At 54.9% G+C, this 15,908-nt stretch carries 15 protein-coding genes; 10 read left to right on the forward strand and 5 right to left on the reverse strand.

Annotated elements, in window-relative coordinates; translation table 11 throughout:
- The first annotated feature begins 347 nt into the window (after positions 1–347).
- From aroP to AM410_RS03130, 3 genes are all read left to right on the forward strand, one after another.
- Positions 348–1,718 carry an aromatic amino acid transporter AroP gene (aroP, locus tag AM410_RS03120; RefSeq protein WP_014168651.1) on the forward strand — a complete coding sequence of 457 codons (1,371 nt, stop codon included), beginning with the start codon at positions 348–350 and terminating at the stop codon, positions 1,716–1,718.
- Positions 1,719–1,882: 164 nt separating this feature from the next.
- Entirely contained in the window at positions 1,883–3,280 is a 1,398-nt protein-coding gene (locus AM410_RS03125) for a glycoside-pentoside-hexuronide (GPH):cation symporter (protein ID WP_014168649.1), read from the forward strand.
- 10 nt (positions 3,281–3,290) lie between these two features.
- Positions 3,291–4,241, forward strand: coding sequence for a glycoside hydrolase family 43 protein (locus tag AM410_RS03130; RefSeq protein WP_108647494.1), 951 nt, complete (start codon positions 3,291–3,293; stop codon positions 4,239–4,241).
- A gap of 18 nt (positions 4,242–4,259) precedes the next feature.
- On the opposite strand, the gene ampE is transcribed toward AM410_RS03130, so the two are convergent.
- Both ampE and ampD read right to left on the reverse strand, forming a co-directional pair.
- The gene (gene ampE / locus AM410_RS03135) at positions 4,260–5,114 is read right to left on the reverse strand and encodes a beta-lactamase regulator AmpE (protein WP_025205391.1); all 855 of its coding nucleotides are present in this window, start codon (positions 5,112–5,114) and stop codon (positions 4,260–4,262) included.
- A 9-nt stretch (positions 5,115–5,123) separates the two neighbouring features.
- Entirely contained in the window at positions 5,124–5,675 is a 552-nt protein-coding gene (gene ampD, locus AM410_RS03140; protein ID WP_108647495.1) for a 1,6-anhydro-N-acetylmuramyl-L-alanine amidase AmpD, read from the reverse strand.
- Between the two features lie 87 nt (positions 5,676–5,762).
- On the opposite strand from ampD, the gene nadC reads away from it, so the two are divergent.
- The 4 genes from nadC (at position 5,763) to hofC (ending at position 9,834) form a co-directional block, all read left to right on the forward strand.
- Positions 5,763–6,656 carry a carboxylating nicotinate-nucleotide diphosphorylase gene (gene nadC, locus AM410_RS03145; protein WP_073397174.1) on the forward strand — a complete coding sequence of 298 codons (894 nt, stop codon included), beginning with the start codon at positions 5,763–5,765 and terminating at the stop codon, positions 6,654–6,656.
- A gap of 173 nt (positions 6,657–6,829) precedes the next feature.
- A complete protein-coding gene (ppdD, locus tag AM410_RS03150; RefSeq protein ID WP_073397172.1) occupies positions 6,830–7,267 on the forward strand; it encodes a prepilin peptidase-dependent pilin in 438 nt (145 codons plus the stop codon).
- Positions 7,268–7,277: 10 nt separating this feature from the next.
- Positions 7,278–8,660, forward strand: a complete 1,383-nt coding sequence (gspE, locus tag AM410_RS03155; RefSeq protein ID WP_073397170.1) for a type II secretion system protein GspE — start codon at positions 7,278–7,280, stop codon at positions 8,658–8,660.
- Complete coding sequence (gene hofC / locus AM410_RS03160) at positions 8,650–9,834, forward strand: protein transport protein HofC (RefSeq protein WP_049023071.1); 1,185 nt, start codon at positions 8,650–8,652, stop codon at positions 9,832–9,834. The genes gspE and hofC overlap by 11 nt, the downstream gene beginning before the upstream one ends.
- A gap of 33 nt (positions 9,835–9,867) precedes the next feature.
- Here hofC and AM410_RS03165 read toward each other — a convergent pair whose 3' ends face one another.
- Entirely contained in the window at positions 9,868–10,911 is a 1,044-nt protein-coding gene (locus AM410_RS03165) for a GMP reductase (protein WP_014168641.1), read from the reverse strand.
- A 228-nt stretch (positions 10,912–11,139) separates the two neighbouring features.
- Between AM410_RS03165 and coaE the strand changes: the two genes are divergently transcribed.
- The 3 genes from coaE to yacG are packed head-to-tail and all read left to right on the forward strand — an operon-like array spanning position 11,140 to position 12,707.
- Positions 11,140–11,760: a dephospho-CoA kinase gene (gene coaE / locus AM410_RS03170; RefSeq protein WP_014168640.1), complete on the forward strand. Its 621-nt coding sequence runs from the start codon at positions 11,140–11,142 to the stop codon at positions 11,758–11,760.
- Positions 11,760–12,503 (forward strand): cell division protein ZapD, encoded by a 744-nt coding sequence (zapD, locus tag AM410_RS03175; protein WP_014168639.1) that lies wholly within the window; start codon positions 11,760–11,762, stop codon positions 12,501–12,503. The genes coaE and zapD overlap by 1 nt, the downstream gene beginning before the upstream one ends.
- A 9-nt stretch (positions 12,504–12,512) precedes the next feature.
- A complete protein-coding gene (yacG, locus tag AM410_RS03180; RefSeq protein WP_020882580.1) occupies positions 12,513–12,707 on the forward strand; it encodes a DNA gyrase inhibitor YacG in 195 nt (64 codons plus the stop codon).
- Position 12,708: 1 nt separating this feature from the next.
- On the opposite strand, the gene mutT is transcribed toward yacG, so the two are convergent.
- Together mutT and secA are read right to left on the reverse strand one after the other, a co-directional pair.
- Positions 12,709–13,101, reverse strand: coding sequence for an 8-oxo-dGTP diphosphatase MutT (mutT, locus tag AM410_RS03185; protein ID WP_014168637.1), 393 nt, complete (start codon positions 13,099–13,101; stop codon positions 12,709–12,711).
- Positions 13,102–13,158: 57 nt separating this feature from the next.
- Entirely contained in the window at positions 13,159–15,864 is a 2,706-nt protein-coding gene (secA, locus tag AM410_RS03190; protein ID WP_014168636.1) for a preprotein translocase subunit SecA, read from the reverse strand.
- Positions 15,865–15,908 lie beyond the last annotated feature (44 nt).

Genomic DNA, 15,908 nt, shown 5'->3' on the forward strand with positions numbered 1-15,908 from the left:
CTCCCTTAGTGGGAGTTTTAACCTTAATGAAACGAGGGTTTTTGCAATCTGAAGCGATTCAACAACGCAAAATATGAAATTTTGCCCACTTACGGAGCATTTCTATTCTATAGGTTGGGGTATGAAGGGTTAGCGGGGTGATTTACAAATGCTTTCTTTTTATTCAACTCGTCATCGCCCCGTCATAAAGCAGGTGCATTCGCTAGCGCTTACCACTATTCTGGCGCTTACGGAAGACATCTCCGCTTTTTTCGGTCTCATTGACTGTAAAGAAATAAATACAGAAAACGGATATTCATAATTACACACGCGTCGCGTGAACATAACAACCACACACGAGGTTTCAAATGGAAGCTCAACAGCACGGCGATCAGCTAAAGCGCGGTCTGAAGAACCGCCATATACAGCTAATCGCACTGGGCGGTGCTATTGGCACTGGACTGTTTCTGGGAAGTGCATCCGTTATCCAGTCTGCCGGTCCCGGCATTATTTTGGGTTACGCCATTGCCGGTTTTATCGCTTTTCTGATTATGCGCCAGTTAGGTGAAATGGTCGTTGAAGAGCCGGTTGCGGGCTCTTTCAGCCACTTTGCCTATAAGTACTGGGGCAGTTTCGCCGGCTTCGCGTCAGGCTGGAACTACTGGGTGTTGTACGTTCTGGTTGCCATGGCTGAACTGACCGCCGTCGGGAAATACATTCAATTCTGGTATCCGGAGATCCCCACCTGGGCTTCTGCTGCGGCCTTCTTCGTCATTATTAACGCCATCAACCTCACCAACGTTAAAGTCTTCGGTGAGATGGAGTTCTGGTTTGCCATCATCAAAGTGGTTGCCGTCGTGGCGATGATCATCTTTGGCGGCTGGCTGCTGTTTAGCGGCAACGGTGGCCCGCAGGCCACGGTACGCAACCTCTGGGAACAGGGCGGCTTCCTGCCTCACGGCATGACGGGCCTCGTGATGATGATGGCAATCATTATGTTCTCCTTCGGCGGTCTGGAGCTGGTCGGCATCACCGCAGCTGAAGCCGACAACCCGGAACAGAGCATCCCGAAAGCGACCAACCAGGTTATCTACCGTATTCTGATTTTCTATGTGGGCTCACTGGCCGTTCTGCTCTCTCTGCTGCCGTGGACGCGCGTTACTGCCGACACCAGCCCGTTTGTCCTGATTTTCCACGAGCTGGGCGATACCGTCGTGGCGAATGCGCTCAACATCGTGGTGCTGACGGCGGCGCTGTCGGTCTATAACAGCTGCGTATACTGCAACAGCCGTATGCTGTTCGGCCTGGCCCAGCAGGGTAACGCGCCGAAGATGCTGCTCAACGTCGACAAGCGTGGCGTTCCGGTGAACACCATCATCGTTTCGGCGATCGTAACGGCGCTGTGTGTCCTGATTAACTATCTGGCACCGGAATCGGCGTTTGGCCTGCTGATGGCGCTGGTGGTCTCTGCCCTGGTTATCAACTGGGCGATGATCAGCCTGGCACACATCAAGTTCCGCCGTGCCAAGCATCAGCAGGGCGTGAAGACTCGCTTCCCTGCCCTGCTCTATCCGCTGGGCAACTGGATCTGCCTGCTGTTTATGGCAGGAGTGCTGGTCATCATGCTGCTGACCCCAGGTATGGCAATCTCGGTGTACCTGATCCCAGTCTGGGTTGCCGTTCTTGGCATCGGCTATCTGTTTAGCCAGAAAAGCCGCAACGCCCTGAAAGCTCACTAAGTCTCCCCCGCGGTATCTGCGTTTTGCAGGTACCGCGTGTTGTTACCTCCCTCACAGTTTCACGCCAACAGCGCATTTATCCATATCACCGCCCTGATACTGCAACGCATATATTCGTTTGCCAGCAAATAATTCTCTCCATACCGTAACCCGGAGAGCAGTCTATGGATAACGCTAAACTGTCAGTAAAAGAGAAGATCGGCTATGGGATGGGCGATGCAGGTTGCAATATCATCTTTGGCGCCATCATGTTGTTTGTTAATTATTTTTATACCGATATTTTTGGTCTGGCGCCTGCACTGGTCGGCGTACTGCTGCTGTCTGTCCGCGTAATTGATGCCGTAACGGATCCGATTATGGGGGCCATCGCCGACCGTACCCGCAGTAAATATGGCCGGTTTCGTCCATGGCTGCTGTGGATTGCCTTTCCCTATGCGCTGTTCAGCATCCTGATGTTCACTACACCAGAGTGGAGCTACAACAGCAAAGTTATCTATGCCTTCGTCACCTATTTCCTGCTCTCTTTAACCTATACGGCAATCAACATTCCCTACTGCTCGTTAGGCGGCGTGATTACCAACGATCCGCAGGAACGTGTTGCCTGCCAGTCCTATCGCTTTGTGCTGGTAGGTATCGCCACGCTGCTGCTGTCGCTGACGCTGTTACCGATGGCCGACTGGTTTGGTGGCGACAACAAAGCCAAAGGCTACCAGATGGCAATGACCGTGCTGGCGCTGATTGGTACCGGTATGTTTCTGTTCTGCTTCTATACCGTTCGCGAGCGTGTACGCCCGGCGGTACAGACTCATGACGAGCTGAAAAACGACCTGAAAGACGTGTGGAAGAACGACCAGTGGGTGCGCATTCTGCTGCTGACCCTGTGCAACGTGTGCCCGGGCTTTATCCGCATGGCGGCCACGATGTACTACGTGACCTGGGTTATGGGCCAGAGTACCCATTTCGCCACGCTGTTTATCAGCCTGGGCGTGGTTGGCATGATGCTCGGCAGTATGCTGGCGAAAGTCCTCACCGACCGCTGGTGTAAGCTGAAAGTGTTCTTCTGGACCAACATCGTGCTGGCGATTTTCTCCTGCGCCTTCTATTTCTTCGATCCGAAAGCCACGGTCACCATTGTGGTGCTCTACTTCCTGCTGAACATCCTGCACCAGATCCCGTCTCCGCTGCACTGGTCGCTGATGGCCGACGTCGATGACTACGGTGAGTGGAAAACCGGTAAGCGCATCACCGGGATCAGCTTCTCCGGTAACATCTTCTTCCTCAAACTGGGGCTGGCGATTGCCGGTGCGATGGTTGGTTTCCTGCTCTCCTGGTACGGTTATGACGCGGGGGCGAAAGCGCAAAGTCCGGATGCCATCAACGGTATTGTATTGCTGTTTACCGTGATTCCGGGCGTCGGGTATCTCATTACCGCAGGCGTGGTACGTCTGCTGAAGGTTGACCGCGAAACGATGAAGCAGATCCAGGAAGACCTCGAGAAGCGTCGCAACAATTATCGCGAGCTGAATAATTATCAGGAACTCAAAGCCGCTGAGACGAAATAAGGAAAGCCGAATGCACACCTGGCCAAACCCGTTTATTGAACAACGTGCCGACCCCTACATTCTGCACCACGAGGGTCTGTACTACTTTATCGCCTCCGTGCCGCAGTACGACAGGCTCGAGATCCGTCGCGCCGACTCGCTGGAAGGACTACGCGATGCCGAAGAGGTCGTGGTCTGGCGTAAACCGGAGACCGGGCCGATGAGCCAGTTGATCTGGGCACCGGAACTGCACCACATTGACGGTAAGTGGTATATCTATTTTGCCGCCACCCATACCCAGGCGCTGGACAGCCTCGGGATGTTCCAGCACCGTATGTTTGCGCTGGAGTGTGCGGACCCCGATCCCCTCACCGGGACGTGGATCGAGAAAGGCCAGATTACCACCCCGTTCGACACCTTCGCACTGGACGCCACCACGTTCGCCCATCAGGGAAAACGCTGGTATTTGTGGGCACAAAAAGCCCCGGATATCTCCGGAAACTCCAACCTCTATCTGTGCGAAATGGCGAATCCGTGGACGCTCAAAGGCGAGCCGGTGATGCTCAGTAAACCGGAGTATGACTGGGAATGCCGCGGATTTTGGGTCAACGAAGGTCCGGCAGTGCTGTTTCACGAAGATAAGCTGTTTATCAGCTACTCCGCCAGCGCCACGGATGAGAACTATTGCATGGGGTTACTGTGGATAGATATGACTGCCGATCCGCAAAATCCGGCGAACTGGCATAAAGCATCGCGTCCGGTTTTCCGAACCAGCGTCGAGAATCGTCAGTTTGGACCCGGGCATAACAGTTTCACACAAACGCCGGAGGGAGAGGACGTGCTGGTCTACCACGCGCGAAACTACACCGAGATTGAAGGCGACCCGCTCTATGACCCGAATCGTCACACGCGTCTTAAATGCGTGCGCTGGGACGAAAACGGGATGCCTGACTTTGGCATCCCGCCTGCTGATACGCTCTGACCGGTACGGCGCGCTGGCTTAGACCAGCGTGCCGTAAATGGTCAGCAACGCCACGACCACGACCACCACAAACGACGTTTTCTTCGCCATGGAGACAGCCGCTTTCGGCGTTTCAATCTTGTCGGTATGCGGCTCACGCGCCAGCGAGAACTGCGCCAGACGTGTTAATACCTGATACTGAGACGTGTGGCGGTCGGCAAGCGAAGCAAACCATGCTGGCAGCGCTTTTTCACCGTGGCCAATTAACGCATAAACGACGCCCACCAGACGTACCGGGAGCCAGTCCAGCACATGCAGAATGGCATCGATTCCCGACAATAAACGTTCATGCGGGGTAAGGTAACGGGCAAGCCAGGTCTGCCAGGCGCGCAGAAACGCATAGCCCATCAGCAGTACCGGCCCCCACGGACCGCCCACCACAAACCAGAACAGCGGTGCCAGGTAGTAACGGAAGTTGATCCACAGCAGCGCATTTTGCAGTTCGCGCAAAAATTCACGCTCATCGCAATCCGGCGGCACGCCGTGGATCATCGTCAGCTCGCTCGCCATGGCGCCCCGCGCATGGGCATCGTCACGGGATGCGGCTTTCAGATAGGCGTGGTAGTGCATACGCACCTTGCCCGCGCCAATACAGAGCACGCCGAGCAGGATCCACACCACCAGCAGCGGCACGTTGAAAAAGAGGCCGTAAAGCGAACGCAGCAGTAAAAATGTTATAACCATCACGCCAGCGGTCATCAGCAGCGTGCGCAGCATGGAAAAATGTTTAATCCGGCGGAAAAGCACCTCCAGCCGGTGATCCAGATGCCAGTGCTCACCGAGTTTGAACAGGCGTTCAGCGATGATAACCAGCAGCATGGTAAACAACGTCATGTTATCTCCTTATTCTGACGACGCGGTAAGCAAGGCGCGAAACCGGGGCCAGTCAAAAGCCGGGCCGGGATCGGTTTTTCTCGCCGGAGCAATATCGCTGTGTCCCGTAATATTCCCGGCTATCGCGGGATAGAGCCCGATCAGCGTTTGGGTTACAGCCACCAACTGTTGATACTGTGAATCGGTGTAGGGGGTGGTGTCAGTGCCTTCCAGCTCAATCCCGATGGAAAAATCATTGCAGCGGTCGCGTCCCTGGTACATCGACACGCCGGCATGCCAGGCGCGTTTATCAAAAGGGACGTACTGAACCACTTCACCGTCGCGACGGATCAGACAGTGAGCCGACACGCGCAGATGCGCAATCTCAGCAAAGAAAGGATGGGCATCAGGATCCAGGGTCCCCGTGAATAACGCGTCGCTCCACGGGCCGCCAAACTCACCCGGCGGGAGACTGATATTATGAACAACCAGCAGTGTGGGCTTTTCATCCTCCGGGCGGCGGTCGTGGTGCGGCGAGGGCACATGCCGCGCATCCACCAGCCATCCGTTTTCTAACAACATGCTGGAACTCCTTATGTATGGTGCTGTTACTCGGTTCAGAGTAGCATGTTTCAATATTATGATTCGTTACCAATTTGGAGTTTTATCATGCCGCCTCGCCGTTACAACCCCGACAACCGACGTGAAGCGCTTCTGGAACGTATTAGTATGGATATTCCGGCAAGTGTTGCCCATGCCCTGAAAGAAGATCTGGGCGGTGACGTCAGCGCCGACAGGGATATTACCGCACAATTATTGCCAAAAGAGACTCGCTCACATGCGGTCATTATTACGCGCGAAGAGGGCATTTTTTGCGGTAAGCGTTGGGTTGAAGAGGTCTTTACCCAACTGGCAGGCGATGAGGTGCAGATCACCTGGTATGTCGACGACGGTGATGCAATTACGGCAAATCAGCCGCTGTTCGAACTTGATGGACCTTCCCGCGTACTGCTGACCGGCGAACGAACCGCGCTGAATTTCGTGCAGACGTTGTCCGGCGTGGCAAGCGAAGTGCGTCGCTACGTTGACCTGCTGGCGGGTACCCGCACGCAGTTGCTGGATACCCGCAAAACGCTACCAGGTCTGCGCACTGCGTTGAAATACGCGGTGCTCTGTGGCGGCGGTGCAAACCATCGTCTGGGGTTGTCTGACGCGTTCCTGATTAAAGAGAACCATATCATTGCCTCAGGATCCGTGCGTCAGGCGGTCGAAAAAGCCTTCTGGCTGCATCCGGATGTGCCCGTCGAAGTGGAAGTCGAAAACCTGGAGGAGCTGGAGCAGGCTATCAAGGCCGGCGCCGATATCATCATGCTTGATAACTTCGAAACCGAGCAGATGCGCGAGGCGGTAAAACTGACTAACGGCAAAGCCCAGCTTGAAGTATCCGGCAACGTGACGTTTGATACGATCCGTGAATTCGCCGAGACCGGCGTTGATTTCATCTCCGTTGGGGCGCTGACCAAGCACGTTCGCGCCCTCGACCTCTCGATGCGCTTCAAATAATGTCCCTCCCCTCTCGTTGCGGAGAGGGGAAATTCACTCCCGCTCGCAAAACCATTGCCCTACCCTGCAACACGCCACGAATTCCCTGAAAGCCCCTTCACGTTCTTTTTTTTGCCCCTCGTTTCTGCGCTGTCTCACTGCCAGAGTAGCCCTACTTAACGTAAGGAGCAGACATGGACAGACAACAAGGATTCACACTCATTGAGCTGATGGTGGTGATCGGCATTATTGCCATTCTGAGCGCCATCGGCGTCCCCGCGTACCAGAACTACCTGCGAAAAGCAGCATTGACCGATATGCTGCAAACCTTCATTCCCTACCGTACCGCCATTGAGCTTTGCGCCCTGGATCACGGCGGCGTGGAGAGCTGTGACGGAGGCAGTAATGGCATCCCGTCCCCCACCACTACCCGCTACGTTTCAGGCATGAACGTGGCGAAAGGCGTCGTGACCTTAACCGGCCAGGAGAGCCTTAACGGGCTGGAGGTGGTCATGACGCCACAATGGAATGATGGCAACGGCATGACGGGGTGGACGCGTAACTGCAACATCGGTACCGACAGCGCACTCAAGCAGGCCTGTGAAGACGTTTTCCGCTTCGACACCCACTGAGGAGCGGATGATGAATACCGATCAGCTTGTCGCACTTTGTCTGCGTCACCATGCCCTTCTGCTGAGCAGCGATAGCGACATGATTAGCATTGCCGTCGTGGGAAACCCCGGCCCTGAACTGATGGAAGCCCTGCGTTTCGCTACCCAGAAACGGATTGATATCGAGTGCTGGAGCACCGAGCGCATGGAAAAACACCGGCAGTTAACCACACAAACGCATCTGCCCGTCGTTACGCCGACACACTCAGCGGTGGATATTCTTAACCACACGCTGCAGCAGGCGATTAACCAACGCGCTTCTGATATTCATATTGAACCGATGGAGCAGACTTGCCATATTCGCCTGCGCATCGACGGCGTGCTTTGCCCGCAGCCCCCACTTTCAGCCGCGCTGGCCACCATGCTCAGCGCCCGGTTAAAAGTGCTGGGTAACCTCGATATTGCGGAACGCCGTTTACCGCAGGACGGTCAGTTTACGATTGAGCTGGCAAACGAGCCGGTCTCATTTCGCATCGCCACACTTCCCTGCAGCGGGGGTGAAAAAATTGTACTGCGCCTGCTGCGTCAGGTTCAGCAATCTCTTGAGCCAGAAACGTTGGGGATGAATGCTAAACAGCTGGCCGGCTTTAGCGAAGTGCTCCACCAGCCGCAGGGGCTGATTCTGGTTACCGGCCCCACCGGCAGCGGTAAAACCGTGACGCTGTACAGCGCGCTGCAGGCTCGAAACACGCCGGATGTGAACATCTGCAGCGTGGAAGACCCGATAGAGATCCCGCTTGCAGGATTAAACCAGACGCAGATAAACCCGCGTGCGGGCCTCACCTTCCAGACGGTGCTGAGAGCGCTGCTACGTCAGGATCCTGACATCATTATGGTCGGCGAAATTCGTGATGGCGAAACGGCAGAGATTGCCATTAATGCCGCACAAACCGGGCATCTGGTGTTGTCGACGCTACACACCAACTCGACGGCGGAAACCCTGATCCGCCTGCAGCAGATGGGGGTGGCGCGATGGATGATCTCTTCCGCCCTCTCGCTGGTCATCGCCCAGCGGCTGGTGCGCCGTTTATGCCCCCATTGCCGCCAGGAAACCGACAAGCGGGCAGAACTGCCTCGCTCCGTTTGGCCCCGGCCGCTACCGCGCTGGCAACCCACCGGCTGTGAGCGCTGTTATCACGGTTTTTATGGTCGCGTCGCCATTTTTGAAGTGCTCGTCATTGACCAGACACTCCGGCAGGCCATTGCCAGCGGAGCGGGGTCAGAGGTGATAGAGGCCAGCGCCCGTCAGGCAGGAATGACATCCCTTTTCGAACATGGCTGTATGGCTGTTGAACAGGGACTGACCACGCTCGAAGAGTTGCTGCGTATCCTGGGAATGCCCGATGGCTGCTAATCACCTCTGGCGCTGGCGTGCGCTATCCGTTGAAGGAGAGCCCCGAAGCGGGGCTCTGTGGGCAACTGACCGCAATGCGGCTTTCGACAGGCTGATGCGCAAAGCGCTGCATCCTCTGACAATCACCCGCTGCACGCAGAGGTATCGCTGGCGACCACATCACCGCTACGAGGTATTTCACCAGCTCGCCACGCTTTTGCAGGCGGGCCTGACATTGTCTGACAGCCTGCAGATGCTGGCGGATCAGCATCCGATAACGCCCTGGCAGGCACTCCTGCAAAGCCTTGCCGATGAGCTGAGTGAAGGATGCCCTTTTTCTGAGGCGCTGAAGCGCTGGCCCGCGGTATTTAGCCCACTGTATGTGTCGATGGTGAAGACCGGCGAGCTAACCGGGAAGCTGGAGACGTGCTGCCGTGAGCTTGCCCAGCAACAAAAATCACAGCAGCAACTCAGTGCGAAAGTGAAAAAGGCACTGCGTTACCCGATGGTAATCCTGGCTCTGGCGGTACTCGTGGTGCTGGCCATGGTCACTCTGGTCTTGCCCGAATTCGCCGCCATCTACAAAACGTTTAATACCCCGCTCCCGATGCTGACACAAATAGTCATGGGAATGGCAACGTTTATACAGTCCTATGCCCTCGCGCTGTTCGCGGGGCTACTCCTTCCTGTGAGCATCGCCTGGGCTTGGCGGCAGGATCCACGCTGGCAACACGTACTGCTGCATATCCCCGTCATGGGCGCGCTGGCTAAAGGACAAAAGCTGGGGCAAATTTTTACCGTGCTGTCGCTCACGCAGCAGGCGGGCATCGCTTTTTTAAAGGGTCTGGAGAGTGCAGAAGAGACGGTTGAGAGCAGGTACTGGCAGGGGATACTCCGCGCCATCCGGGAAGACATTGAAAAGGGTTATCCCCTTTGGGCATCCTTTCAAAAGGCGGCGGTTTTTACTCCGCTGTGTATTCAGCTATTGCGAACCGGCGAAACGTCAGGTGCGCTCGACATCATGCTGGTAAACCTGGCGCGTCACCACACGGAGCAAACCTTTCAGTCAGCAGATAACCTGGCTGCCGTGCTGGAGCCTGTGCTGCTGATTGTAACGGGTGTGATTATCGGCACGCTGGTGGTGGCAATGTATCTGCCTATCTTCCATCTCGGGGATGCGATGAGTGCGGGATAACGCTGGCACACGGATGTGCGCCAGCTTACGCGATTACAGACTGTTGAAAACGCGGTTTTCCTGTTCCTGAACGCGAATAAAGGTCGTGCGTTTCGTCAACTCTTTCAGGCGGGATGCCCCCACATAGGTGCAGGCCGAACGCAGGCCACCAAGAATGTCACGTGCGGTATTCTCAACCGGACCGCGCAGCGGCAGCTTCACGGTTTTGCCTTCTGCCGCACGGTATTTTGCAACGCCACCCACGTGACGGGTCATCGCCGATTCAGAGCTCATACCGTAGAACAGCATAAATTTCTCACCGTTCTCTTCCACCACGGTACCGCCACTCTCTTCGTGACCTGCCAGCATACCGCCAAGCATCACGAAGTCTGCGCCGCCGCCGAAAGCTTTCGCGACATCACCCGGGGTAGTACAACCGCCGTCACTGATGATCTGGCCGCCCAGGCCGTGCGCAGCATCGGCACATTCAATAACCGCAGAAAGCTGCGGATAACCGACACCGGTTTTGACACGCGTGGTGCACACGGAACCCGGGCCAATGCCCACTTTGACGATATCTGCGCCAGAGAGGATCAGCTCCTCACACATCTCGCCGGTCACTACGTTACCCGCAATGATGGTTTTGTTCGGCCAGGCTTCACGCGCCTTGCTCACGAACTGCACGAAGTGTTCGGAATAACCATTCGCTACATCAATACAGACGAAGTTCAGCGCGGGGTTACTCTTGAGGATTTGTTTGGTCTTTTCGAAATCGGCATCTGAGGTTCCGGTAGAGACCATCACATGCTTCACGACCTCAGCAGAAGCGGATGCCACAAAGGCGTTCCACTCTTCAGGGCTGTAGTGTTTGTGAACTGCCGTGAGGATGTCGAACTGTGCCAGCGCGGTTGCCATCTCGAAGGTTCCCACGGTATCCATATTGGCAGCGATGATCGGCACGCCAGACCAGGTCTGACCGGAATGTTTAAAGGTGAATTGACGTTCGAGTTCAACGTCTGAGCGACTTTTCAGTGTAGAGCGTTTAGGGCGGATAAGAACGTCTTTGAAACCTAACTTCAGATCTTCTTCGATACGCATGTGCGGATTCCTGGGGTTAGAGGCAAATATGTTAAAAGCACAACTCCAGTGACGTTATCATACGCACTAATACCTGCTCCGCAAGACTGCGAAATTCTCTTTTTTTACGCTACAATCCTATAAATTTACCTGGTAAAAAGCCGGTAAAGAGAGCTAAACATTGGCTGGCACACGTTTGAATTTCAACCAACTGATTTTAATAATGAATAATTCCCAGGATTTGATTTAATGGGGTATACCGTCGCATTAACCGGCGGCATCGGTAGTGGCAAAAGTACCGTTGCGGACGCTTTCGCTCGCCTGGGTATCGCGATTATCGATGCCGATATCATTGCCCGTCAGGTGGTAGAACCGAATACACCCGCGTTAAAGGCCATTGAAGAACATTTTGGCCCGGCCATCATCAATGCGGACGGCACGCTAAATCGCCGGCAGCTTCGCGAATGCATTTTTTCCGATTCTGCGGAAAAGGTCTGGCTTAATGCCCTGCTCCACCCCATTATCCACCAGGAAACCCAGCGTCAGATTGCCGCCGCCCGCTCACCGTATGTGCTGTGGGTAGTTCCGTTGCTGGTAGAAAATCAGCTGCAGAAGAAAGCCGATCGGGTTCTGGTCATTGATGTCCTTCCCGAAACGCAAATCCAGCGAACCATGACGCGCGATCGCGTCTCGCGCGAACATGCCGAACAAATTCTTGCCGCTCAGGCCACGCGCGATCAGCGCCTGGCCGTTGCGGATGATGTTATTGATAATAACGGCGCACCAGATGCCATTGCATCGGATGTTGCCCGTCTGCACGCGCAGTATTTGACCTTCGCCGCGCAGGCCGTTGCACAGGAAAAACCATAATGTCGACTCACATCCTTTTTGAGCATCCGCTTAACGAAAAAATGCGTACCTGGCTGCGTATCGAATTTCTTATTCAACAACTCTCGCAACACCTGCCTGTCAACGATCACGCCACTGCGTTGCACTTCTTCCGCAATGTGGGCGACCTGCTGGATGTGATTGAGCGTGGAGATGTTCGCACCGAATTACTGAAAGAACTCGAGCGTCAGCAGCGTAAACTGCAGGCATGGGCGGAAGTCCCGGGTGTTGATCAAAGCCGTATCGATTCCCTGCGTCAGCAGTTAAAAAGCAGTAGCAGCACGTTAATGGCTGCCCCTCGCGTTGGTCAGTTTTTGCGTGAAGATCGCTTGATTGCCCTGGTACGGCAGCGCCTGAGTATTCCCGGTGGATGCTGCAGCTTTGACCTGCCGACGCTTCATATGTGGCTGCACATGCCGCAAACGCAGCGTGATGCGCAGGTGAATATCTGGCTGGAAAGCCTGGAGCCGATGCACCGGACGTTATCGCTGATCCTCGATCTTATCCGTAACTCTGCGCCGTTCCGCAAGCAGACCAGCCTGAACGGTTTTTACCAGGATAACGGGGACGATGCCGATCTGCTGCGACTGAACCTTTCGCTCGACGTGCAGCTTTACCCGCAAATTTCCGGGCATAAGAGCCGTTTTGCGATTCGCTTTATGCCGCTGGACAGTGAAAATGGCACCGTGCCGGAACGCCTCGATTTTGAACTGGCCTGTTGTTAAGGAGTGCCAATGTCTGACGTGACCATCGTAAACTGCCCAACCTGTGGCAAAAGTGTTGTCTGGGGCGAAGTGAGCCCATACCGCCCATTCTGCTGTAAACGCTGTCAGTTAATTGACCTGGGCGAATGGGCGGCGGAAGAGAAACGCATTCCGAGTGAAGGCACTCTTTCGGACAGCGATGACTGGAGTGAAGAACAGCAGTAAATTAAACGCCCTGCACTAACCGGGTAATCACAGGCTCATTTGCCGGCGGGAATTTGTCGGCATCGCTTGCCTGCAGTTCAACCCAGTTACCCGGTTGCCCCTCTTTGCCCCAGGGATCCCCCTCCCAGTTTTCCACCAGCCAGAACCAAAGCGTAATGTGACGATCGGGAAACTGGTATTCGAGCTTGTCAAACAGCGTTGCGCCAAGCGGGGTGATCCCCACTTCTTCCTGAAGCTCACGGATCAGTGCCTGTTCCGGCGTTTCGCCTGACTCGATTTTCCCGCCCGGAAACTCCCATTTGTTCGCCATATGGGCGTCGGCGGCGCGCTGGGTGATAAAGAACTGGTTTTGCGGGTTGCGAATAATCCCGACGGCAATTTGCAGTATTTTCATATTGTCACTTCCATAAAAAAGGCGCAGATTTCTGCGCCTTTTTGTTTTGTTATGAATTTAGCTCAGACGACCGTGGCACGCCTTGTATTTTTTACCGGAACCACACGGGCACGGATCGTTGCGGCCAACTTTACGATCGCCAGTCTGGGCCGCGATCGCTGCAGCAGCTTCGCTCTCGTCAGTCTGGTGGCTCAGCTGTTGCATCTGTGCCAGACGCTCAGCTTCTTCACGGCGCTGTTGCTCCATTGCTTCCACTTCTTCTGGCATGCGTACCTGAACTTTGCTCAGGGTGCTGATCACTTCATACTTCAGTGACTCCAGCATGGACGCAAACATGGCGAAGGATTCACGCTTGTACTCCTGCTTCGGATCTTTCTGCGCGTAACCACGCAGGTGAATACCCTGACGCAGGTAGTCCATCGCCGCCAGGTGCTCTTTCCACAGGGAGTCCAGCGTTTGCAGCATCACGCCTTTTTCGAAGTGACGCATCATCTCAGCGCCAACGACTTCTTCCTTACGCTTGTATACGTCCAGCGCGGTTTCGAAAATACGTTCACGCAGGGTCTCTTCGTGCAGCTCAGGCTCTTTGTCCAGCCACTCTTTGATTGGCAGTTCGAGGTCGAAGTCGTTTTTCAGGCGTTCCTGCAGACCTTCGATATCCCACATTTCTTCCAGAGACTGCGGTGGAATATGCGCGTCGATAGTCGCTTTGAATACGTCTTCGCGAATGCTGTTGATGGTGTCGCTCACGTCGGACACGTCCAGCAGTTCGTTACGCTGGGTATAGATGGCACGACGCTGGTCGTTGGCCACATCATCATATTCCAGCAGCTGCTTACGAATATCGAAGTTGCGGCTTTCCACTTTACGCTGAGCGTTAGCAATCGCTTTAGTGACCCACGGGTGTTCAATGGCTTCGCCAGGTTTCATACCCAGTTTACGCATCATGCCGGAAACACGGTCGGAGGCGAAAATACGCATCAGCGCATCTTCCATAGACAGGTAGAAGCGGGAAGAACCGGCATCGCCCTGACGACCCGCACGGCCGCGCAGCTGGTTATCGATACGACGAGATTCGTGACGTTCGGTACCAATGATATGCAAACCACCGGATGCCAGCACCGCGTCATGGCGTACCTGCCAGTCCGCTTTAATCTGAGCAATCTGCTCCGGCGTTGGGTTTTCCAGCTCGGCAATCTCTGCCTGCCAGCTACCACCCAGCATAATGTCGGTACCACGACCCGCCATGTTGGTGGCGATTGTTACCGCTGCCGGGTAACCCGCCTGCGCAACGATATCCGCCTCTTTGGCGTGGAATTTGGCGTTCAGAACGTTGTGTTTGATGCCCGCTTTGGTCAACTCATTGGAAACCACTTCGGATTTCTCGATGGAGATTGTCCCCACCAGCACCGGCTGGCCATTAGCGGTACGATCGCGAATATCTTCAATGATTGCCTGAATTTTTTCCGCTTCGGTCATGTACACCAGGTCCGGCATATCCTTACGGATCATTGGACGGTTGGTTGGAACGACCACGGTATCCAGTTTGTAGATGGAGCTGAATTCAAATGCTTCGGTATCTGCAGTACCGGTCATCCCCGCCAGCTTCTCGTACAAACGGAAGTAGTTCTGGAAGGTAATAGAGGCCAGCGTCTGGTTTTCATTTTGAATATCAACGCCTTCTTTGGCCTCAACGGCCTGGTGCAGACCGTCAGACCAGCGACGTCCCTGCATGGTACGGCCAGTGTGCTCATCAACGATGATAACTTCACCGTCTTTCACGATGTAGTCGACATCGCGGGTGAACAGCGCATGGGCACGCAGCGCGGCAGTGACGTGGTGCATCAGCATAATGTTCGTCGGCGAGTACAGAGACTCGCCCTCTTCCATGATGCCTTCAGCCACCAGCAGCTCTTCAATTTTCACCAGACCGCGTTCGGTCAGGTTCACCTGGCGCGCTTTTTCATCGACAGAGAAGTGGCCTTCACCCTGGAAGGTGTCGGAATCTTCTTTCTCCTGACGCAGCAGGTGCGGAATGATTTTATCGACTTTACGGTACATCTCGGAGCTGTCTTCGGCCGGGCCGGAGATGATCAGCGGAGTACGCGCTTCATCGATCAGGATGGAGTCCACCTCATCCACCAGCGCATAGTGCAGTTTACGCTGCACGCGCTCTTCAGGGCTAAACGCCATGTTGTCACGCAGGTAGTCGAAGCCGTATTCGTTGTTGGTACCGTAGGTGATATCCGCGTTATAGGCTTCACGTTTGGCGGGTGCCGGCAGACCGGACATGTTGATGCCAACGGTCATGCCCAGGAATTCGAACAGGGGACGGTTGTTTTCGGCATCACGCTGTGCCAGATAGTCGTTGACGGTAACGACGTGAACGCCTTTACCGGTCAGTGCGTTCAGGTAGGCAGGCAGCGTTGCGGTCAGGGTTTTACCTTCACCGGTACGCATTTCCGCGATGCAGCGCTCGTTAAGCACCATACCACCCAGCAGCTGAACGTCGAAGTGACGCATGCCAAACACACGTTTACTGGCCTCACGCACAACGGCGAAGGCTTCAGGGATCAGGCTTTCCAGCGTTTCGCCTTTTTCAAGACGCGCGCGGAATTCTACGGTTTTCGCTTTCAGCTCGTCATCAGAGAGCTTCTCCATCGCCGGCTCCATGCCATTGATGACGGTAACAGCTTTGCGCATACGGCGCAGGGTACGATCGTTACGACTACCAAAAACTTTTGTTAACAATTTGATTAGCATAATAAATTCTCAAACGCCCCAGGTTGGGCAGATAAATTAAGGTA

It is taken from the genome of Enterobacter cloacae complex sp. FDA-CDC-AR_0164 (genome assembly GCF_003071645.1).
Classification (GTDB): Bacteria; Pseudomonadota; Gammaproteobacteria; order Enterobacterales; family Enterobacteriaceae; genus Enterobacter; species Enterobacter ludwigii.